Origin of the sequence: Streptomyces sp. KM273126 (assembly GCF_004337435.2) — a bacterium.
Classification (GTDB): domain Bacteria; phylum Actinomycetota; class Actinomycetes; order Streptomycetales; family Streptomycetaceae; genus Streptomyces; species Streptomyces acidicola.
The window spans coordinates 1,218,007-1,238,571 of the sequence record NZ_SJXB02000002.1; the positions used below are offsets into that span (position 1 = coordinate 1,218,007).

Annotated in this window: 19 protein-coding genes; 13 read left to right on the forward strand and 6 right to left on the reverse strand. The window is 69.8% G+C overall.

Features of this window, described 5'->3' with window-relative positions; genetic code table 11:
* Window positions 1–145: 145 nt before the first annotated feature.
* The 11 genes from pdxS (at window position 146) to E0500_RS36015 (ending at window position 12,026) form a co-directional block, all read left to right on the forward strand.
* Window positions 146–994 (forward strand): pyridoxal 5'-phosphate synthase lyase subunit PdxS, encoded by an 849-nt coding sequence (pdxS, locus tag E0500_RS35965; RefSeq protein WP_399121043.1) that lies wholly within the window; start codon window positions 146–148, stop codon window positions 992–994.
* Between the two features lie 64 nt (window positions 995–1,058).
* Window positions 1,059–1,667: a pyridoxal 5'-phosphate synthase glutaminase subunit PdxT gene (gene pdxT / locus E0500_RS35970; protein WP_131564715.1), complete on the forward strand. Its 609-nt coding sequence runs from the start codon at window positions 1,059–1,061 to the stop codon at window positions 1,665–1,667.
* 76 nt (window positions 1,668–1,743) lie between these two features.
* A complete protein-coding gene (locus E0500_RS35975; RefSeq protein WP_131564704.1) occupies window positions 1,744–2,496 on the forward strand; it encodes a YebC/PmpR family DNA-binding transcriptional regulator in 753 nt (250 codons plus the stop codon).
* A gap of 205 nt (window positions 2,497–2,701) precedes the next feature.
* Window positions 2,702–3,232, forward strand: a complete 531-nt coding sequence (ruvC, locus tag E0500_RS35980; protein ID WP_131564702.1) for a crossover junction endodeoxyribonuclease RuvC — start codon at window positions 2,702–2,704, stop codon at window positions 3,230–3,232.
* The gene (ruvA, locus tag E0500_RS35985) at window positions 3,229–3,837 is read left to right on the forward strand and encodes a Holliday junction branch migration protein RuvA (RefSeq protein WP_131564700.1); all 609 of its coding nucleotides are present in this window, start codon (window positions 3,229–3,231) and stop codon (window positions 3,835–3,837) included. The genes ruvC and ruvA overlap by 4 nt, the downstream gene beginning before the upstream one ends.
* Before the next feature lie 103 nt (window positions 3,838–3,940).
* Window positions 3,941–5,011, forward strand: a complete 1,071-nt coding sequence (gene ruvB, locus E0500_RS35990) for a Holliday junction branch migration DNA helicase RuvB (protein ID WP_131564698.1) — start codon at window positions 3,941–3,943, stop codon at window positions 5,009–5,011.
* A 165-nt stretch (window positions 5,012–5,176) separates the two neighbouring features.
* On the forward strand, window positions 5,177–5,686 hold the full coding sequence (gene yajC, locus E0500_RS35995) for a preprotein translocase subunit YajC (protein ID WP_131564696.1): 510 nt from the start codon (window positions 5,177–5,179) through the stop codon (window positions 5,684–5,686).
* 142 nt (window positions 5,687–5,828) lie between these two features.
* A complete protein-coding gene (gene secD, locus E0500_RS36000; RefSeq protein WP_131564694.1) occupies window positions 5,829–7,592 on the forward strand; it encodes a protein translocase subunit SecD in 1,764 nt (587 codons plus the stop codon).
* Between the two features lies 1 nt (window position 7,593).
* Window positions 7,594–8,706 (forward strand): protein translocase subunit SecF, encoded by a 1,113-nt coding sequence (secF, locus tag E0500_RS36005; RefSeq protein ID WP_131564692.1) that lies wholly within the window; start codon window positions 7,594–7,596, stop codon window positions 8,704–8,706.
* A complete protein-coding gene (locus tag E0500_RS36010) occupies window positions 8,703–9,251 on the forward strand; it encodes an adenine phosphoribosyltransferase (protein WP_131564690.1) in 549 nt (182 codons plus the stop codon). The genes secF and E0500_RS36010 overlap by 4 nt, the downstream gene beginning before the upstream one ends.
* Before the next feature lie 204 nt (window positions 9,252–9,455).
* Entirely contained in the window at window positions 9,456–12,026 is a 2,571-nt protein-coding gene (locus E0500_RS36015; RefSeq protein ID WP_131564688.1) for a bifunctional (p)ppGpp synthetase/guanosine-3',5'-bis(diphosphate) 3'-pyrophosphohydrolase, read from the forward strand.
* 78 nt (window positions 12,027–12,104) lie between these two features.
* On the opposite strand, the gene E0500_RS36020 is transcribed toward E0500_RS36015, so the two are convergent.
* Complete coding sequence (locus E0500_RS36020; RefSeq protein WP_131564686.1) at window positions 12,105–13,334, reverse strand: DUF349 domain-containing protein; 1,230 nt, start codon at window positions 13,332–13,334, stop codon at window positions 12,105–12,107.
* Window positions 13,335–13,469: 135 nt separating this feature from the next.
* Window positions 13,470–14,306, reverse strand: coding sequence for a peptidylprolyl isomerase (locus tag E0500_RS36025; RefSeq protein WP_131564684.1), 837 nt, complete (start codon window positions 14,304–14,306; stop codon window positions 13,470–13,472).
* Window positions 14,307–14,475: 169 nt separating this feature from the next.
* Between E0500_RS36025 and E0500_RS36030 the strand changes: the two genes are divergently transcribed.
* Window positions 14,476–15,198, forward strand: a complete 723-nt coding sequence (locus E0500_RS36030; RefSeq protein ID WP_131564682.1) for an MBL fold metallo-hydrolase — start codon at window positions 14,476–14,478, stop codon at window positions 15,196–15,198.
* 11 nt (window positions 15,199–15,209) lie between these two features.
* Window positions 15,210–16,472, forward strand: coding sequence for a histidine--tRNA ligase (hisS, locus tag E0500_RS36035; RefSeq protein ID WP_131564680.1), 1,263 nt, complete (start codon window positions 15,210–15,212; stop codon window positions 16,470–16,472).
* A gap of 419 nt (window positions 16,473–16,891) precedes the next feature.
* Here the strand turns inward: hisS and E0500_RS36040 are convergent, their stop codons facing one another.
* Genes E0500_RS36040 through E0500_RS36055 form a run of 4 tightly spaced genes read right to left on the reverse strand, consistent with a single transcriptional unit; the run spans window position 16,892 to window position 20,434 of the window.
* Window positions 16,892–17,515 (reverse strand): response regulator transcription factor, encoded by a 624-nt coding sequence (locus E0500_RS36040; protein WP_131563013.1) that lies wholly within the window; start codon window positions 17,513–17,515, stop codon window positions 16,892–16,894.
* The gene (locus tag E0500_RS36045; protein WP_131563015.1) at window positions 17,512–18,702 is read right to left on the reverse strand and encodes a sensor histidine kinase; all 1,191 of its coding nucleotides are present in this window, start codon (window positions 18,700–18,702) and stop codon (window positions 17,512–17,514) included. Before E0500_RS36045 ends, E0500_RS36040 begins: the two co-directional genes overlap by 4 nt.
* Entirely contained in the window at window positions 18,699–19,544 is an 846-nt protein-coding gene (locus E0500_RS36050) for an ABC transporter permease (RefSeq protein WP_131563017.1), read from the reverse strand. The genes E0500_RS36045 and E0500_RS36050 overlap by 4 nt, the downstream gene beginning before the upstream one ends.
* Window positions 19,541–20,434, reverse strand: coding sequence for an ABC transporter ATP-binding protein (locus E0500_RS36055; RefSeq protein ID WP_131563020.1), 894 nt, complete (start codon window positions 20,432–20,434; stop codon window positions 19,541–19,543). Before E0500_RS36055 ends, E0500_RS36050 begins: the two co-directional genes overlap by 4 nt.
* Window positions 20,435–20,565: the final 131 nt, after the last annotated feature.

Here is a 20,565-nt window from a genome sequence, read left to right on the forward strand (position 1 = left end):
CCTGCACTCCTCACGTTTCCTCGGTGCTGCAGAAAAACCCCCTCCTTCTCCCCCGAGTGAGGTCGAACCCGTGTCCAGCACGCTCTCCAACTCCGCCCAGCCCGAAGAGAACACCGCGACCGGCACCGCACGCGTGAAGCGCGGCATGGCCGAGCAGCTCAAGGGCGGCGTGATCATGGACGTCGTCACCCCGGAGCAGGCGAAGATCGCCGAGGACGCGGGCGCCGTCGCGGTCATGGCCTTGGAGCGGGTCCCCGCGGACATCCGCAAGGACGGCGGCGTGGCCCGCATGTCCGACCCGGACATGATCGAGGGCATCATCAGTGCGGTCTCCATCCCCGTGATGGCCAAGTCGCGGATCGGCCACTTCGTCGAGGCCCAGGTGCTCCAGTCCCTCGGCGTCGACTACATCGACGAGTCGGAGGTCCTCACCCCGGCCGACGAGGTCAACCACTCGGACAAGTGGGTGTTCACGACCCCCTTCGTCTGCGGAGCCACCAACCTCGGCGAGGCCCTGCGCCGCATCGCCGAGGGCGCCGCCATGATCCGCTCCAAGGGCGAGGCCGGCACGGGCAACGTCGTCGAGGCCGTCCGCCACCTGCGCCAGATCAAGAACGAGATCGCCCGCCTCAGGGGCTTCGACAACCACGAGCTGTACGCCGCCGCCAAGGAGCTGCGCGCCCCGTACGAGCTGGTCAAGGAGGTCGCCGAGCTCGGCAAGCTGCCGGTGGTCCTCTTCTCCGCCGGCGGTGTCGCCACCCCCGCCGACGCCGCGCTCATGCGCCAGCTCGGCGCCGAGGGCGTCTTCGTCGGCTCCGGCATCTTCAAGTCCGGCGACCCGGCCAAGCGCGCCGCCGCCATCGTGAAGGCCACCACCTTCTACGACGACCCGAAGATCATCGCGGACGCCTCCCGCAACCTGGGCGAGGCCATGGTCGGCATCAACTGCGACACCCTCCCCGAGGCCGAGCGCTACGCCAACCGCGGCTGGTAGGCGAACCCGAAGCCACGCCACCGGCAGACCGCCCCCAGCCGCAACCCCCTAGGACACCACGCACATGACCGACGCACCCGTCATAGGCGTCCTGGCACTCCAGGGCGACGTACGGGAGCACCTCATCGCCCTGGCCGCGGCCGACGCCGTGGCCAGGCCGGTGCGGCGCCCCGAAGAGCTCGCCGAGGTGGACGGCCTTGTCCTCCCCGGAGGAGAGTCCACCACGATCTCCAAGCTGGCCATCCTCTTCGGCGTGATGGAGCCCCTCCGCGCGCGCGTCCGCGACGGCATGCCGGTCTACGGCACGTGCGCCGGCATGATCATGCTCGCCGACAAGATCCTCGACCCGCGCTCCGGCCAGGAGACCATCGGCGGCATCGACATGATCGTGCGCCGCAATGCCTTCGGACGGCAGAACGAGTCCTTCGAAGCGGCGGTCGACGTACGGGGCGTCGAGGGCGATCCTGTAGAGGGAGTCTTCATCCGGGCCCCCTGGGTCGAGTCCGTCGGCGCCGGGACCGAGGTGCTCGCCGAGCACGACGGCCATATCGTCGCGGTACGCCAGGGCAACGCGCTCGCCACGTCGTTCCACCCGGAACTGACCGGCGATCACCGTCTTCACGCCCTGTTCGTCGAGATGGTGCGCGCGAACCGGACAGCGGACGCCTTGTAGGATCTCGAAGGGTCCCCCTGGGTCCTCAGGCCTGGGGGCGTTCGTTCAGGATGGGTTACGCGAAGGAGACAGGCAGATGTCCGGCCACTCTAAATGGGCCACGACGAAGCACAAGAAGGCCGTGATCGACGCCAAGCGCGGCAAGCTCTTCGCGAAGCTGATCAAGAACATCGAGGTCGCGGCGCGCATGGGCGGCGTGGACCTGGAGGGTAATCCGACGCTGTACGACGCCGTACAGAAGGCGAAGAAGCAGTCGGTTCCGAACAAGAACATCGACTCCGCGATCAAGCGCGGCGGCGGTCTTGAGGCCGGTGGCGCCGACTACGAGACGATCATGTACGAGGGCTACGGCCCGAACGGTGTCGCGGTGCTCATCGAGTGCCTCACCGACAACCGCAACCGCGCCGCCTCCGACGTCCGCGTCGCCATGACCCGCAACGGCGGCTCGATGGCCGACCCGGGTTCCGTCTCATACCTCTTCAACCGCAAGGGCGTCGTGATCGTCCCCAAGGGCGAGCTGACCGAGGACGACGTCCTCGGTGCCGTGCTCGACGCGGGCGCCGAGGAGGTCAACGACCTCGGCGAGTCCTTCGAGGTGCTCAGCGAGGCCACCGACATGGTCGCGGTCCGTACCGCCCTCCAGGAGGCCGGGATCGACTACGACTCGGCCGAGGCCAACTTCGTCCCGACCATGCAGATCGAGCTGGACGAGGAGGGCGCCAAGAAGATCTTCAAGCTGATCGACGCCCTGGAGGACAGCGACGACGTGCAGAACGTCTTCGCCAACTTCGACGTGAGCGACGACGTCATGGCGAAGGTCGACGCGTAACGCTGCCGCGAGCTGAGCCGCGGTATCGGCGGGCCGGTGGGACACGTCCTACCGGCCCGCCGCCGTTGTCAGTGGCAGCGGATAGCCTGGCGAGCAGTCAAAGATCACCGTCCGCGGACCGCAACCGGCAGTTGAGGAAACCCGGCGGTGCTCGGCCAGGTCCGCGGGAGCGGCGGCGGTTCAGCCGCGAGGAGGGGAAGGGCGGGTGCGCGTACTGGGGGTGGACCCAGGACTGACCCGATGCGGTGTCGGGGTCGTGGAGGGCGTCGCCGGGCGGCCGTTGACCATGCTCGGCGTCGGAGTCGTACGGACGCCCGCGGACGCCGAGTTGGGGTACCGTCTCGTCGCCATCGAGCAGGGCATCGAGCAGTGGCTGGACGAGCACAAGCCCGAATGCGTCGCCGTGGAGCGGGTGTTCAGCCAGCACAACGTACGGACGGTCATGGGCACCGCCCAGGCCAGCGCCATCGCCACGCTCTGCGCCGCCCGCCGTGGCATACCCGTCGCCCTGCACACCCCCAGCGAGGTCAAGGCCGCCGTCACCGGCAGCGGTCGCGCCGACAAGGCCCAGGTCGGCGCCATGGTCACCCGGCTGCTGCGGCTCGACGCGCCCCCGAAACCCGCCGACGCCGCCGACGCCCTCGCGCTCGCCATCTGCCACATCTGGCGCGCCCCCGCCCAGAACCGACTCCAGCAAGCCGTCGCCCTGCACGCATCGAAAGGCCGCACCCCATGATCGCCTTCGTCAGCGGCCCGGTCGCCGCTCTCGCTCCCGACTCCGCCGTGGTCGAGGTGGGCGGCATCGGCATCGCCGTCCAGTGCACACCGGGCACACTGTCCGGTCTGCGCATGGGCCGGCAGGCCAAACTCGCCACCTCCCTCGTCGTACGGGAGGACTCGCTGACCCTGTACGGCTTCGCGGACGACGACGAGCGCCAGGTCTTCGAACTGCTGCAGACCGCGAGCGGTGTGGGCCCCCGCCTGGCCCAGGCGATGCTGGCGGTGCACACCCCGGACGCCCTGCGCCGCGCGGTGTCGACCGGCGACGAGAAGGCGCTCACCGCCGTCCCCGGGATCGGCAAGAAGGGCGCCCAGAAGCTCCTTCTGGAGCTTAAGGACCGCCTGGGCGAGCCGATCGGCACCGGCACGGGCATGGGCGCGCCGGTGAGCGTCGGCTGGCGCGACCAGCTGCACGCGGCCCTGATCGGCCTCGGGTACGCGACCCGCGAGGCCGACGAGGCCGTGGCCGCGGTCACCCCCCAGGCCGAGGCCACCGAGGGCACACCCCAGGTGGGCCACCTGCTGAAGGCCGCCCTGCAGACCCTCAACAGAGCACGCTGACCGGCTCCGCAGGCCGCGGAAGCCCGCGCCCTGAAGAAGCGCCCGTACGGCGACCAGGCGCCGCACGACCCATCCGACCGCGACCGACCCGCGAGGCACAGCAATGAACTGGGACGACACGACCGACGACACCGCCCCCGAGCGGCTGGTGGGCTCTGTCGCCGACCGTGAGGACCAGGCGGTCGAGGCCGCCCTGCGCCCCAAGGACCTGGACGAGTTCATCGGCCAGGAGAAGGTCCGCGAGCAGCTCGACCTCGTGCTGCGGGCGGCACGCGCGCGTGGGGCGACCGCCGACCACGTCCTCCTCTCCGGTGCGCCGGGCCTCGGCAAGACCACCCTCTCCATGATCATCGCGGCCGAGATGGGCGCCCCCATCCGCATCACCAGCGGCCCCGCCATCCAGCACGCGGGCGACCTGGCCGCGATCCTGTCCTCGCTCCAGGAGGGCGAGGTCCTGTTCCTCGACGAGATCCACCGCATGTCCCGCCCCGCCGAGGAGATGCTCTACATGGCGATGGAGGACTTCCGCGTCGACGTCATCGTCGGCAAGGGCCCGGGCGCCACCGCCATCCCTCTCGAACTGCCGCCGTTCACCCTGGTCGGGGCCACCACGCGCGCGGGCCTGCTGCCGCCCCCGCTGCGCGACCGCTTCGGCTTCACCGCGCACATGGAGTTCTACGAGCCCGCCGAGCTGGAGCGCGTCATCCACCGCTCCGCGCACCTGCTGGACGTCGGGATCGAGGCCGAGGGCGCCGCCGAGATCGCGGGCCGCTCCCGGGGTACGCCCCGTATCGCCAACCGCCTGCTGCGCCGGGTGCGGGACTACGCGCAGGTCAAGGCCGACGGAGTCATCACCCGGGACATCGCCGGGGCCGCCCTCGCCGTCTACGAGGTCGACGCCCGCGGACTCGACCGCCTCGACCGCGCCGTGCTGGAGGCGCTGCTGAAGCTGTTCGGCGGCGGTCCCGTAGGCTTGTCCACGCTCGCCGTCGCGGTGGGGGAGGAGCGCGAGACGGTCGAAGAGGTCGCCGAGCCCTTCCTCGTCCGTGAGGGCCTGCTCGCCCGTACCCCGCGCGGCCGGGTCGGGACCCCCGCGGCATGGGCCCATCTCGGCCTCACCCCGCCCCGCGGGACTACCGGGGGAAACGGACAACAGGACTTGTTCGGGGCGTGACGGCGCGGGCATTGGCCGGGTCAGGAACCCGGGTGCGATGCTGAGCGTTGTTCCTTGCGCGCGGACTCGCTTAGACTCCGCCGATGCCGCCTTTGTCGGCGGCACCCCATACCCCCATCCATCAGGCCGCTCACCTACGCGGTCGTGTGAAGGAAGTTCCCACCCGTGAGTCTCGTGACCCTCCTCCCGTTCATCGTGCTCATCGGGGCCATGTTCCTGATGACCCGGTCGGCCAAGAAGAAGCAGCAACAGGCCGTCGACATGCGGAACCAAATGCAGCCCGGCAGCGGCGTCCGCACCATCGGGGGCATGTACGCGACGGTGAAGGAGGTCAACGACGACACGGTCCTCGTCGACGCCGGACCGGGCGTGGAACTGCTCTTCGCGAAGAACGCGATCGGCGCCGTCCTCACCGACGACGAGTACAACCGCATCGTCCACGGCATCGAGCACGACCTGAAGTCCGACATCGTGCCGGACGACGCCTCCTCTCTCACCGAGGTCGACGAGCCAGCCACCGACGCCTCCGACGCTTCCGACGACAAGCCCATCGACCTCGGCAAGAAGGACACGCCGGCCGACGCGGCCGACGAGGCGAAGGCCGACGACGCGGAGCCGAAGAAGGCCGACGACGCGGAGCCGAAGAAGACCGACGGCGAGTCCGACGCGAAGTAGTCACGTTCCCGGGTGCGCGACGCGACCAGTTCGTGCCGCGCCACCCGGGTCGTGCCGTTCCGGCACGGAGTCCCGAGACCATGTCATGGCCGCCCGCCCGCTCGACCGGCGCTGAGGCGGCCCGAGAGGGAGTTACGAGAAGGTGGCAGCACCGAAGAAGGGCCGGAGCGCGAGCGCCCAGAGCAAACCAGGCCGCGCACTCGCCCTCATCCTGATCGCCATCGTGGCGCTCACCGGGGGAATGTTCCTCTCCGGACACACCACTCCGCGTCTCGGCATCGACCTCGCCGGCGGCACCAGCATCACGCTGGAGGCCGAGAACGAGCCTGGTCAGCCTAACGCGATCAACAAGACCAACATGGACACCGCGGTCTCCATCATGGAGCGCCGCGTCAATGGTCTGGGTGTCTCCGAGGCGGAGGTCCAGACGCAGGGCGATCGCAACATCATCGTCAACATCCCCAAGGGCACCAACTCCGAGCAGGCCCGGGAACAGGTCGGCACCACCGCCAAGCTCTACTTCCGCCCGGTCCTGACCACCGAGGTGTCCGGCGCCGACGCGACGCCCAGCCCGAGCGCCAGCCCCAGCGGCTCCCCGAGCGCGTCGCCCTCCGACAAGGGCAGCGACAAGGAGAAGGCGACCTCGTCCTCCTCCGCCACGCCGTCCTCCACCCCCACGTCGCAGGGCCGCGCGGTCAGCGACGCGCTGAAGGCCGACCCCACGCCGAGCGGCTCGGCCTCCTCGAACGCCAGTGCCTCCCCGTCCGAGAGCGCCGGCGGCGGCGCCGACGACGCGACGGCCAAGCTCCAGGCCGAGTACACCACGCTCGACTGCACCAAGGCGGCACAGCGCGCCAAGGTCGGTGAGGGAGCCAAGGCCAGCGACCCCATCCTCGCCTGCGGCCAGAATTCCCAGAAGCAGTGGCAGAAGTACATTCTCGGCCCGGCCGCGGTCGACGGCACGGACGTCGACAAGGCCCAGGCGATCTTCGACACCCAGGGCTCCTCGGGCTGGAAGGTCACCATGGACTTCACGTCCCAGGGTGGCAAGAAGTTCGCCGACATCACCGGCCAGCTGGCCAAGAACCAGTCCCCGCAGAACCAGTTCGCGATCGTCCTCGACGGTGACGTCGTCTCCGACCCGTACGTCAACCAGTCGATCACCGGTGGCAACGCCGAGATCTCCGGCAGCTTCACCCAGGAGGAGGCCCAGGGCCTCGCGAACATGCTGTCGTACGGCGCGCTCCCGCTCACCTTCAAGGAGGCGAGCGTCACGACCGTCACCGCCGCCCTGGGTGGCGAGCAACTGGACGCCGGTCTGATCGCCGGCGCGATCGGCCTCGCACTGGTCGTGATCTACCTGGTCGCCTACTACCGCGGTCTGTCGCTCATCGCCATCGCCTCGCTGCTGGTCTCCGCGGCCCTGACCTACGTGATCATGTCGCTGCTGGGCCCGGCCATCGGCTTCGCGCTGAACCTGCCTGCGGTCTGCGGCGCCATCGTCGCGATCGGCATCACGGCGGACTCGTTCATCGTGTACTTCGAACGCGTCCGGGACGAGATCCGCGAGGGCCGCTCGCTGCGCCCCGCTGTCGAGCGCGCCTGGCCGCGCGCCCGGCGCACCGTCCTGGTCTCCGACTTCGTGTCGTTCCTCGCCGCCGCGGTGCTTTTCGTCGTCACCGTCGGCAAGGTCCAGGGCTTCGCGTTCACGCTCGGTCTGACCACTCTGCTCGACGTGGTGGTGGTGTTCCTCTTCACCAAGCCGCTGCTGACGATCCTCGCCCGCAGGAAGTTCTTCGCGAACGGCCACAGCTGGTCCGGCCTCGACCCGAAACGACTGGGTGCCCGGCCGCCCCTGCGCCGCACCAGCCGTCCCGCTGCCCCCGTCGACCCGAAGGAGGCGTGAGATGTCGAAACTCGGCAACCTCGGCGCCCGGCTCCACCACGGCGAGGTCGGCTACGACTTCGTCCGCAACCGCAAGCTCTGGTACGGCATCTCGATCCTGATCACCATCACGGCCATCGTCGGCCTGGCGGTGCGCGGCCTGAACATGGGCATCGAGTTCCAGGGCGGCGCCGTCTTCACCACCCCGAAGACGAGCGTCTCGGTCGCCCAGGCCCAGACGTACGCCGAAGAGGCCGCCGGGCACGACGCGGTCGTGCAGGAACTCGGCACGGGCGGTCTGCGCATCCAGATCTCCGGCGTCGACACCGGCAAGTCCGACGCGATCAAGACAGAGCTGGCCAAGGACCTGAAGGTCGACTCGGAGAAGATCAACGCCGACCTGGTCGGCCCCAGCTGGGGTGACCAGATCGCCAACAAGGCCTGGCAGGGCCTCGGGATCTTCATGGTTCTCGTGGTGATCTACCTGGCGATCGCGTTCGAGTGGCGCATGGCGGTCGCCGCGTTCGTCGCCCTGGTCCACGACATCACGATCACGGTCGGCATCTACGCCCTCGTCGGCTTCGAGGTGATGACGGGAACGGTCATCGGTCTGCTGACCATCCTCGGCTACTCGCTCTACGACACGGTCGTCGTCTTCGACAGCCTCAAGGAACAGACGAAGGACATCACCAAGCAGAACCGCTGGACCTACAGCGAGATCGCCAACCGCTCGATCAACAGCACCCTGGTGCGCTCGATCAACACCACGGTGGTCGCGCTGCTGCCGGTGGCGGGCCTGCTGTTCATCGGCGGTGGATTCCTCGGCGCGGGCATGCTCAACGACATCTCGCTGTCGCTGTTCGTCGGCCTCGCCGCCGGTGCGTACTCCTCGATCTTCATCGCCACCCCGCTCGTCGCCGACCTCAAGGAGCGCGAGCCGCAGATGAAGGCCCTGAAGAAGCGCGTCCTGGCCAAGCGCGCCCAGGGCGCTCAGGACGAGCCCGCCCAGGCGCAGGACGACGACGAGGAGTACGGCGACGAGCCGGAGGACGCGGCCCCCGCGGTCGTCGGCCCGCGCCACCAGCCCGCGTCCCGCAACCGGGGTCGTGGCCGGCCGTCGGGGAAGCGCCGATGACCGAGCTCGCAGAGGTCACGACGCTGCTGCTCAGCCGCATCCGTGACATCCCCGATCACCCCGAGCCGGGCGTGATGTTCAAGGACATCACGCCGCTGCTGGCCGACCCGGTGGCGTTCACCGCGCTCACCGACGCGCTCGCGGACCTCGTCGTCCGCCATGGCGCCACGAAGATCGTCGGCCTGGAGGCCCGCGGCTTCATCCTCGGCGCGCCTGTCGCGGTCCGCTCGGGAGTCGGCTTCGTCCCCGTACGCAAGGCGGGCAAGCTCCCCGGAGCGACCCTCGGCCAGGCCTACGACCTGGAGTACGGCTCCGCGGAGATCGAGGTGCACGCCGAGGACCTGTCGCGGGACGACCGCGTCATGGTCATCGACGACGTCCTCGCCACCGGCGGCACCGCCGAGGCCTCCGTCCAGCTCATCCGCCGGGCGGGAGCCGAGATCGCGGGCGTCTCGGTGCTGATGGAGCTCGGCTTCCTGGGCGGCCGCGCCCGCCTGGAGCCGGCCCTGGAAGGCGCCCCGCTGGAGGCCCTGCTCCGGGTCTGAGCACCGCCACGACAGGCGGACGAAAGCCCTGCGCCACCCGTACGACACCGCTGAGGCGGGCACCGGAGGAATCCGGCGCCCGCCTCATGCGTTGCTCGGGTAGCGGACCGTCTCACCAGCCGAAGGCGAGCCGGGAGCCGAGGATCGCTACCATGGGGTCTCCGGAGCCTGCCGGAGGACCCGGATCGCGCACGAGGAGTCCTCTTGCCAGACGAGGCCCAGCCACTGACCGCCGCCAAGCCCGAGTCCGCCTCGGGAGCCGCGGCCAAGCCCGCGCAGAGCGCGAAGAACGCCGCGCAGGGCCCGGTCGAGCGCGCCCAGTCCGCGCCCGGCGACAGGGCCGTCGAGCAGCCGCGCCCCAAGCCTTCCCCCACTCTCGACTCCGCTCGAGCGGGGGGACCCCCACCTTCCGGGCGCCCGGCGCCCGCACCGGCTCGCCCGGCCACGGGCCAGCCCGCGCGCTCCGGCTCCTCCAACCGCGTACGCGCCCGCCTGGCCCGTCTCGGTGTGCAGCGGTCCAATCCGTACAACCCGGTGCTGGAGCCGCTGCTGCGGATAGTGCGCAGCAACGACCCGAAGATCGAGACGTCGACGCTCCGCCAGATCGAGCGTGCCTACCAGGTCGCCGAGCGCTGGCACCGCGGCCAGAAGCGCAAGAGCGGCGACCCGTACATCACGCACCCCCTCGCGGTGACCACGATCCTCGCCGAGCTCGGCATGGACCCGGCCACACTCATGGCCGGCCTCCTGCACGACACGGTCGAGGACACCGAGTACGGCCTGGACCAGCTCCGCCGCGACTTCGGCGACCAGGTGGCGCTGCTCGTCGACGGCGTCACCAAGCTGGACAAGGTCAAGTTCGGCGAGGCCGCCCAGGCCGAGACCGTGCGCAAGATGGTCGTCGCCATGGCCAAGGACCCGCGCGTCCTGGTCATCAAGCTCGCCGACCGCCTGCACAACATGCGCACCATGCGCTACCTCAAGCGCGAGAAGCAGGAGAAGAAGGCGCGCGAGACCCTGGAGATCTACGCGCCACTCGCCCACCGCCTGGGCATGAACACCATCAAGTGGGAGCTGGAGGACCTCGCCTTCGCGATCCTCTACCCCAAGATGTACGACGAGATCGTCCGCCTCGTCGCCGAGCGCGCCCCCAAACGCGACGAGTACCTCGCGATAGTGACCGACGAGGTGCAGTCCGATCTGCGCGCGGCCCGTATCAAGGCGACCGTCACCGGCCGCCCGAAGCACTACTACAGCGTCTACCAGAAGATGATCGTCCGCGGCCGGGACTTCGCGGAGATCTACGACCTGGTGGGCATCCGCGTCCTCGTCGACACGGTCAGGGACTGCTACGCCGCTCTCGGCACCGTGCACGCGCGATGGAACCCGGTCCCCGGCCGGTTCAAGGACTACATCGCGATGCCCAAGTTCAACATGTACCAGTCGCTCCACACGACGGTCATCGGCCCCAACGGCAAACCGGTCGAACTCCAGATCCGTACGTTCGACATGCACCGCCGCGCCGAGTACGGCATCGCCGCGCACTGGAAGTACAAGCAGGAGGCCGTCGCGGGCGCCTCCAAGGTCCGTACGGACGTACCGAAGGCGCCGTCCGGCAAGGCCGGCAAGGACGCGGCCGCGATCAACGACATGGCGTGGCTGCGGCAGCTGCTGGACTGGCAGAAGGAGACCGAGGACCCCAGCGAGTTCCTGGAGTCGCTGCGCTTCGACCTGTCCCGCAACGAGGTCTTCGTCTTCACACCGAAGGGCGACGTGATAGCGCTGCCGGCCGGCGCGACACCCGTCGACTTCGCCTACGCGGTCCACACCGAGGTCGGCCACCGAACGATAGGCGCCCGGGTCAACGGCCGCCTGGTCCCGCTCGAATCCACCCTGGACAACGGCGACCTGGTGGAGGTCTTCACCTCCAAGGCGACCGGAGCGGGCCCGTCCCGCGACTGGCTCGGCTTCGTGAAGTCGCCGCGCGCCCGCAACAAGATCCGTGCCTGGTTCTCCAAGGAACGCCGCGACGAGGCCATCGAGCAGGGCAAGGACGCCATCGCCCGCGCGATGCGCAAGCAGAACCTGCCGATCCAGCGCATCCTGACCGGCGACTCCCTGGTGACCCTCGCCCACGAGATGCGCTACCCGGACATCTCGTCCCTGTACGCGGCGATCGGCGAGGGCCATGTGGCCGCGCAGAACGTCGTACAGAAGCTGGTGCAGGCCCTCGGCGGCGAGGAGGCGGCCACCGAGGAGATCGACGAGGCGGTACCACCGGCGCGCGGTCGCGGACGCAAGCGCCGCAGCACCAACGACCCGGGTGTCGTGGTCAAGGGCGTCGAGGACGTCTGGGTGAAGCTGGCCCGCTGTTGTACGCCCGTCCCCGGCGACCCGATCATCGGTTTCGTGACCCGCGGCAGCGGTGTGTCGGTTCACCGCAGCGACTGCGTCAACGTCGAGTCCCTGTCCCGCGAGCCCGAGCGCATCCTCGACGTCGAGTGGGCGCCCACCCAGTCCTCGGTCTTCCTGGTCGCCATCCAGGTCGAGGCCCTGGACCGCTCCCGGCTGCTCTCCGACGTCACGCGCGTGCTCTCCGACCAGCACGTCAACATCCTCTCGGCCGCGGTCCAGACATCCCGTGACCGTGTGGCCACGTCCCGTTTCACCTTCGAGATGGGCGACCCGAAGCACCTGGGACACGTCCTGAAGGCCGTACGGGGCGTCGAGGGCGTGTACGACGTGTACCGGGTGACGTCGGCGCGCAGGCCGTAACGTCGCGGCCCTGCGGCTCACACGGAAAGGGGCTCCCGTACGTGGTGTACGGGAGCCCCTTTCCGTGTGCCTGGCGTGTCAGCCGCCGAACTCCTGCAGGCCCTTCAGCGCCTGGTCCAGCAGCGCCTGGCGGCCCTCCAGCTCCCTTTCGAGCTTGTCGGCCCTGGCGTTGTTGCCCTGGGCCCGCGCCTGCTCGATCTGGCCCTTCAGCTTGTCCACGGCCGCCTGGAGCTGGCCCGTGAGCCCCTCGGCCCGGGCGCGGGCCTCCGGGTTCGTACGGCGCCACTCCGCTTCCTCGGAGTCCTGGAGGGCCCGCTCCACGGCGTGCATCCGGCCCTCCACCTTCGGGCGGGCGTCCCGCGGGACGTGGCCGATGGCCTCCCAGCGCTCGTTGATGGAGCGGAACGCGGCACGGGCCGACTTCAGGTCCGTGATCGGCAGCAGCTTCTCCGCCTCGCCGGCCAGCTCCTCCTTGAGCTTGAGGTTCTCCGCCTGCTCGGCGTCACGCTCCGCGAACACCGAGCTGCGCGCCGCGAAGAAGATGTCCTGGGCACCGCGGAAACGGTTCCACAGGTCGTCCTCGTGCTCGCGCTGGGCGCGGCCCGCGGCCTTCCACTCGGACATCAGCTCGCGGTAGCGGGCCGCCGTCGGCCCCCAGTCGGTCGAGCCCGACAGGGACTCGGCCTCCGCGACCAGCCGCTCCTTCGTCTTGCGGGCGTCCTCCCGCTGCGCGTCCAGCTGCGCGAAATGCGCCTTGCGCCGCTTGGAGAACGCGGACCGCGCGTGCGAGAAGCGGTGCCACAGTTCGTCGTCCGACTTGCGGTCGAGCCTCGGCAGCCCCTTCCAGGTGTCCACCAGCGCGCGCAGCCGCTCACCGGCCGCCCGCCACTGGTCGGACTGGGCCAGCTCCTCCGCCTCGGCGACCAGGGCCTCCTTGGAGTGCCGTGCCTCGTCGGACTGCTTGGCCCGCTGCGCCTTGCGCTCCTCACGGCGCGCCTCGACGGACTCGACCAGCTTGTCCAACCGCGTCCGCAGGGCGCCCAGGTCGCCGACCGCGTGGTGCGCGTCGACCTGCTCCCGCAGATGCTCGATCGCGGTCTGGGCGTCCTTCGCCGACAGGTCGGTGGTCTTCACTCGCTTTTCGAGGAGGCCGATCTCGACAACCAGGCCCTCGTACTTGCGTTCGAAGTAGGCCAGCGCCTCCTCGGGAGAGCCGGCCTGCCAGGAACCGACGACCTGCTCGCCGTCGGCCGTACGCACGTACACGGTCCCCGTCTCGTCGACGCGGCCCCACGGGTCGCTGCTCACAGCGCCTCCTCCACATGATGCCTGCGAAGGGCTGAAGCACCCCCGGGCATCGTCCACAGTTTCGTCACGGCCAACATAGGCGACCGGCGGGGCGGCTGTCCGCATCCCGCGCGACCGAAATTGCGCAGTTGGCGGTCAGTTTTCCTTGACAGTCGCCTTGTTGATCACGACCGTCGCGTTCGGCGTGCCGTCGCCCTGCCCCGTGTTCTCGCCCGCCTTGGCGATCTTCTCCAGGACCTTCATCCCCGATTCGGAGATCGTGCCGAACGGTGTGTAGTCGGGCGGGAGCTGACTGTCCTGGAAGACGAGGAAGAACTGGCTGCCGCCGCTGTCGCGGCCCTCCTTCGTCTGGGCGTTGTACTGGTTCGCCATGGCCACGGTGCCCGCCGGGTACACCCCGCCCTTCAGGCTCTTGTCCTTCAGGTTCTCGTCCGGGATGGTGTAGCCCGGTCCGCCCATGCCGGTGCCCTGCGGGTCCCCGCACTGGAGCACGTAGATGCCCGCGGTGGTGAGCCGATGGCACTTCGTGTGGTCCAGGTACCCCTTGTTGACCAGGAAGTCGAACGAGTTCACCGTGCGCGGGGTCTTCGCCGCGTCCATGGCGATGGAGATGTCACCGCAGGTGGTCTGCAGATCCATCGTGTACTTCGCGCTCTCGTCGATGGCGACCTCGGGCTCCTTCTTGTACGAGAGCTTCTTGACCTTGCCCTCGGCGGGCTTCTCGCACGGGTCCGGGGCCTTGCTCGGTGAGGCGCTCGGGGTCACCTCGGCGCTCGCGTTCTCCTTCTTGCCGTCGTCCTTGAGCACTCCGGTCGTGTACAGCGCCACACTGCCTATCAGGATGACGCCGAGGACCGACGCGATCACGGCATTGCGGGCACGTGCCTTGCGCCGCGCGGACGTGCGCCGCTGCTGCTGCCGCAAGAACTTCTCCCGGGCGAGCTGACGCCGCCGCTGTTCCTGGCTGACCACCGGGTTCTCTCCTCATGCGTCTTCGTACGTCGACCGGTACGCGTGCGACTGGTGAGCCGACCGCTTGTGTGTGCCCCGTACCGTATATGGGTTCGCTGAGGAAACGGCAGCGCCGGTAGGCTCTGATGCGCAGCAATCCAGCCCGTACTCCACAATCCGAAGGACGATCGTGCTCATTGCCGGGTTCCCCGCCGGGGCCTGGGGGACCAACTGTTACCTGGTTGCCCCGGCCGCAGGCGAGGAGTGCGTGATCATCGACCCGGGCCACCGGGCCGCCGCGGGAGTCGAGGAGGCGCTGAAGAAGCACCGGCTCAAACCCGTCGCCGTCGTCCTCACCCACGGCCACATCGACCACGTGGCCTCGGTCGTCCCGGTGTGCGGCGCGCACGGTGTACCGGCGTGGATCCACCCTGCCGACCGCTACATGATGAGTGACCCGGCGAAGGCCTTCGGCCAGTCCATCGGGATGCCGCTGATGGGCGAGCTGACCGTGGGGGAGCCCGACGACGTCAAGGAGCTGACGGACGGTTCGACGCTGGAACTGGCCGGTCTGGAGTTGTCCGTCGCGCACGCGCCCGGCCATACCAAGGGGTCGGTGACCTTCCGGATGCCCGAGACCGCGGACATTCCCTCCGTGTTCTTCTCGGGCGATCTGCTCTTCGCCGGCTCCATCGGACGCACCGACCTGCCCGGCGGTGACATGGCCGAGATACTCGACTCGCTGGCCCGCGTGTGCCTGCCGCTCGACGACTCGACCGTGGTGCTGTCGGGCCACGGCCCCCAGACGACCATCGGCCAGGAGCGCGCCACCAACCCGTACCTGCGGCAGGTGGCCGCCGGCCGCCAGGAACCCAGTACGGGTGGGAGCACCCCTCCCCGACGAGGAATGTGACGAGACCTTCCGTGAGCACCTTCAAGGCCCCCAAGGGCACGTACGACCTGATCCCGCCGGACAGCGCCACGTACCTGGCCGTCCGTGAGGCGATCGCCGCTCCGCTGCGCAACTCCGGCTACGGCTACATCGAGACGCCCGGCTTCGAGAACGTGGAACTCTTCGCCCGTGGCGTCGGCGAGTCGACGGACATCGTGACGAAGGAGATGTACGCCTTCGAGACGAAGGGTGGCGACAGGCTGGCCCTGCGCCCCGAGGGCACGGCCTCGGTCCTGCGGGCCGCGCTGGAGGCCAACCTGCACAAGGCGGGCAACCTCCCGGTCAAGCTCTGGTACTCCGGCTCGTACTACCGCTACGAGCGCCCGCAGAAGGGCCGCTACCGCCACTTCTCACAGGTCGGTGCCGAGGCGATCGGGGCCGAGGACCCGGCGCTGGACGCCGAGTTGATCATCCTGGCGGACCAGGCGTACCGCTCGTTGGGCCTCAGGAACTTCCGTATCCTGCTCAACTCCCTGGGCGACCAGGAGTGCCGCCCGGTGTACAGGGCGGCCCTTCAGGACTTCCTGCGCGGCCTCGACCTCGACGAGGACACCCTGCGCCGCTCCGAGATCAACCCTCTCCGGGTGCTCGACGACAAGCGGGACGCGGTCCAGAAGCAGCTCGTGGGCGCTCCGCTGCTGCGGGACTACCTGTGCGACGCGTGCAAGACGTACCACGAGGAGGTCCGCGAGCTGATCACGGCGGCGGGCGTGTCCTTCGAGGACGACCCCAAGCTGGTGCGCGGCCTCGACTACTACACCCGTACGACCTTCGAGTTCGTCCACGACGGCCTCGGCTCCCAGTCCGCGGTGGGCGGCGGCGGCCGCTACGACGGTCTGTCGGAGATGATCGGCGGCCCGGCGCTGCCGTCGGTCGGCTGGGCGCTCGGGGTCGACCGCACCGTTCTCGCCCTGGAGGCGGAGGGTGTGCAGCTCTCGCTCCCCGCGTCCACGAGCGTGTTCGCCGTCCCGCTGGGAGAGGAGGCCCGCCGCGTTCTGTTCGGCAAGGTCACCGAGCTGCGCAAGGCGGGTGTCGCGGCCGACTTCTCCTTCGGTGGGAAGGGGTTGAAGGGCGCGATGAAGAACGCGAACCGCAGCGGTGCGCGGTACACGATCGTCGCGGGTGAGCGTGATCTCGCCGAGGGTGTGGTGCAGCTCAAGGACATGGAGTCCGGCGAGCAGAGGGCGATCGGCGTGAACGAGGTCGTGGCGGAACTGGAGGCCCGGTTGGGCTGAGGGCGGGCGGGGTTGCTGAGGGCGGACCGGGTTACGGCCGGGCTTTCCTCGCCCCCGCCGCCCCTACCCGTCCCATCCTTCCCTGGGGCTGCCGCCCCCAGACCCCCGCATCGGCCTGAACGGCCTCGTCCTCAAACACCGGACGGGCTGGGTGGTGCCTGGCCTCGGCTGAAAGGCCCCAGCCGGAAGATCCCAGCCCAGCCGGAAGGACCTTGCCCGGCCGGGCAAGGTCCCAGCCCGGCCCGCACATTTCAGCCTCTCCGGCGTTTGAGGAGCGGGGTCCGGGGCCGGCCCCCGAAACGGGGTCCGGGGCGGAGCCCCGGAGCCCGGGGGTCCAGGGGGCGCAGCCCCTTGGCCGGGGTCGAAGGGGCGGAGCCCCTGGGGATGGGACGGGTAGGGGCGGCGGGGGAGAGGAACCCTCAGTCCAGCAACCCGAACCGCATCGCACTCGTCACCGCAGCCGTCCGATCGTCCACCCCCAACTTGCCGAACGCACGCAGGAGATGGGTCTTGACCGTCGACTCACCGATGAACAGCCGACGGCCGATCTCCGCGTTGGTGCAGCCCTCCGCCACCAGCCGCAGCACCGCCGTCTCCCGATCGGACAACCGAGGCCGCTCCGGCTTCGTACGCAACTGGTCGACCAGCCGCGCGGCGACCGACGGCGCGAGCACGGTCTCGCCCCGCGCGGCGGCCCGTACGGCCTCCGCCAGCTCACCACGCGGCAGATCCTTGAGCAGATAACCGGCGGCACCGGCCTCCACGGCACGCAGGATGTCGCCGTCCGTCTCGTACGTCGTCAGCACGATGACGCGGCACGACATCCCGGCCTCCGTCATCCGCACGATCGAGTCAACGCCTCCGCCACCGGGCATCCGCAGATCCATCAGCACGATGTCGGGGCGCAACTCGGCCGCCAGCGCCTCCGCCTGTGGGCCGTTCGACGCGTCGGCGACCACATCGAGGTCGGGCTCGGCGCTCAGCATGGCGCGCAGGCCCTCGCGCACGACGGGGTGGTCGTCGGCGAGGATGATCCGGATCACGGGGTGCTCCTCGGAGGCGGGACGGGCAGCCGCACCGTCACAGTAGTACCGGTGCCGGGCGCGCTGTCCACACATGCCGTGCCGCCCACTTCGGCGGCCCTGGCGCGCAGGCCGGCCAGGCCGTAGCCGTCCGTCACAGCGGACGGCTCGAAGCCGCAGCCGTCGTCCCGGACGGACACGGTGAGCGTCTCGTCGGCGTACGCCAGGGTGATGCCGACCACGGTCGAACTCCCCGCGTGCTTGCGGACGTTGGCCAGCGCCTCCTGGCAGGAGCGCAGGGCCACCACCTCGGGCCCGGCGGACAGCGGGCGCACCGGACCCGTGACGTCCACCTCGGCGCAGTGCCGGGCGGCCAGCCGGCGCAACGCGTCCGGCAGGGAAGCGCCATGCAGGTCGGCGGGCGCGCCACCCGCGACCAGTGCCCGCGCCTCGGCCAGGTTCTGCCGGGCCGTCTCCTCCATCAGCGCCAGGTGACGCCGGGCGGCGGGCGGGTCGTCCTCCAGTTCGGCGTCCACGGCCTGGACCAGCATCAGGAGGCTGGTGAACCCCTGCGCGAGCGTGTCGTGGATCTCCCGGGAGAGCCGCTCCCGCTCGGCCAGCGCGCCGTGCGCCGCTGAGAGACGGGAGACCTCATGGCGGCTGGCGTCCAACTCGGCGATCAGTTCGGCCCTCTCCTGGCTCTGCTCCACGACGCGGATGATCCAGCTGCCGAGGGCCACCGAGAAGGCGAGCGTGACGACCGCGAAGACGGAGTTGAAGAAGACGGCCTCGCCACCGGGCCGCCACAGCAGCGCCCAGCCCGCCACCGGCACGATGTTGATGAAGCCGACGGCGATCAGCGCCCACCGCAGGCGCAGCGCCAGGAAGCACTGAGGGACCAGCGCGAAGGTCATCAGGCGCGTCTCGCCGACGAGGACGGCCGACGGCAGGAACAGCGCGACCGTTCCGGCGAGGTAGACCAGGGCCCGGTGCTCGTCGGTCGCGTTCTCCCGCAGGACCGGGCGCCCGAGCGCCACGTACCAGGGAACCAGCGGGACGAGGAGTCCGGCCGAGAGCGCGCGCAGCGGCCACCCCGTGTGCCCCGCGCCGAGCACGAACACCAGGGTGGCCACCCACACGACGGCGAAGTACGAGTCCCAGAGCCGGAACGTGCGGTCCCAGGTGTACGCGCCGGACATCGTCGTCATCCGTCGCGCCGGCTCTTCCAGCGGAAGGTCAGCAGACACAGCACCAATCCTCCGACGCACCAGGCGGCGAGGACCAGGGCGACGCGGCCGAACTCCCAGTCACCCGTCTGCTCCAGGACGCGTGCCGACTCCGGCAGGAACACCCCGCGCAGTCCCTGGCACATCCACTTCAGTGGGAACAACGCACCGATGTTCAGCATCCACTCCGGGATCGTGTCGACGGAGATGTAGACCCCGGAGATGAACTGCAGGACCAGGAAGGGCAGGACGACCACGGAGGTGGCGCTCTTGCCGGACTTCGGCACCGAGCTGATCGCGATCCCGAGCAGCGCGCAGGCCGTCAGCCCGAGGACGAAGATCCAGCCGAGGTCGAACCACTTGCCGGCGGACGTGGGCAGGTCCACGTCATACAGCGTCGTGCCGACCAGGAGGAGGATCGCCGTCTCCAACAGCCCGGTGACGAAGACCAGCCAGATCTTCCCGAGGAAGTACGAGGCCGGGGGCATGGGAGTGCCACGCAGCCGGCGCAGCACCCGCTCGTCCCGCTCGACGGCGATGGAGACCCCGAGGGACTGGAAGCTGGTGGACATGATCCCGGCGGCGATCATCGCGGGCACGTACAGCTGTGAGGCGGTGACGCCCGCTCCCTCCACGTCGTCGCTGAAGATCGACGCGAACAGGAACAGGAAGACCACGGGGAAGGCGAACGTGAAGACCACCTGTTCGCGCATCCGGAAGAACTGCTTGATCTCCAGCGCGCCCCGGCTGAGGCCGATGCTCCACGCGCCGGGCAGCCGTTCGGTGAGCGCCTCTTCCGGGGGCCGTACAGCAGTCGTTGTCATCGTTCGTCCTCCTCCGTGACCTGTCCGGCATGGTCGCTCTGTTCCGTCAGCTGGAGATAGACGTCCTCCAGGGTCGGGCGGCTCACCCGAAGCCCCGGGATCTCCCCGTCGAAGCGGCGCATGAGCTCGGCGACCGTGCGCGTGGGCGTCCCGGTGCGCTCGGCGCGCGGGGTGCCGTCCGGTTCCGTCCACTCGACGGTGGCCTCGGTACCGTGGCGGTCGCGCAGCGCGGCCGGTTCGCCCTCGGCGACCACGCGGCCGTTGGTGACGACGGCGAGCCGGTCGGCCAGCGCCTCGGCCTCCTCCAGATAGTGCGTGGTCAGCAGGATCGTCGTGCCCTCGTCGGCCAGCGTACGGATCAGCTCCCAGAACTGGCGGCGGGCGGCCGGGTCGAACCCGGTCGTCGGCTCATCCAGAAGCAGCAGCTCCGGCCCGCCGATCACCCCGAGTGCCACGTCGAGCCGCCGCCGCTGGCCGCCGGAGAGGGCCTTGACACGACTGCCCGCCTTCTCCCGGAGACCCACCAGAGCGAGGACCTCATCTGGGTTTCTCGGTTTTGGGTAGTATCGGGCGAAATGTCGAACGGTTTCTCGCACCGTCAACTCGGCGGGCGCGGATTCGTCCTGCCAGACGATTCCGACGCGCGAGCGCCACGCGCGCGTGCCGTGTTCCGGGTCCGCCCCGAGCACGGACACCTCGCCCGCGTCCCGTGCCCGATTGCCCTGGAGGATCTCCACCGTGGTGCTCTTGCCCGCGCCGTTGGGGCCGAGCAGGCCGAACACCTCACCCCGGCGGATGCCGAGATGGATACCGTCGACCGCGGTCACGTCCCCGTACTGCTTGCGCAGCCCCCGTACGTCCACCGCGAGATCGTTCGCGTGTGCTGTCATGCCGTCGAGCGTCGCCTTGAACCGAACGCTCCGGGACGACCGGGCGTACTTCCTTATGTCCATCGAACGGTGGACACGCGCGCGTGTGCGGCACAATGACCATGCCCGGAAGCCCTCCATCGACGCTACGG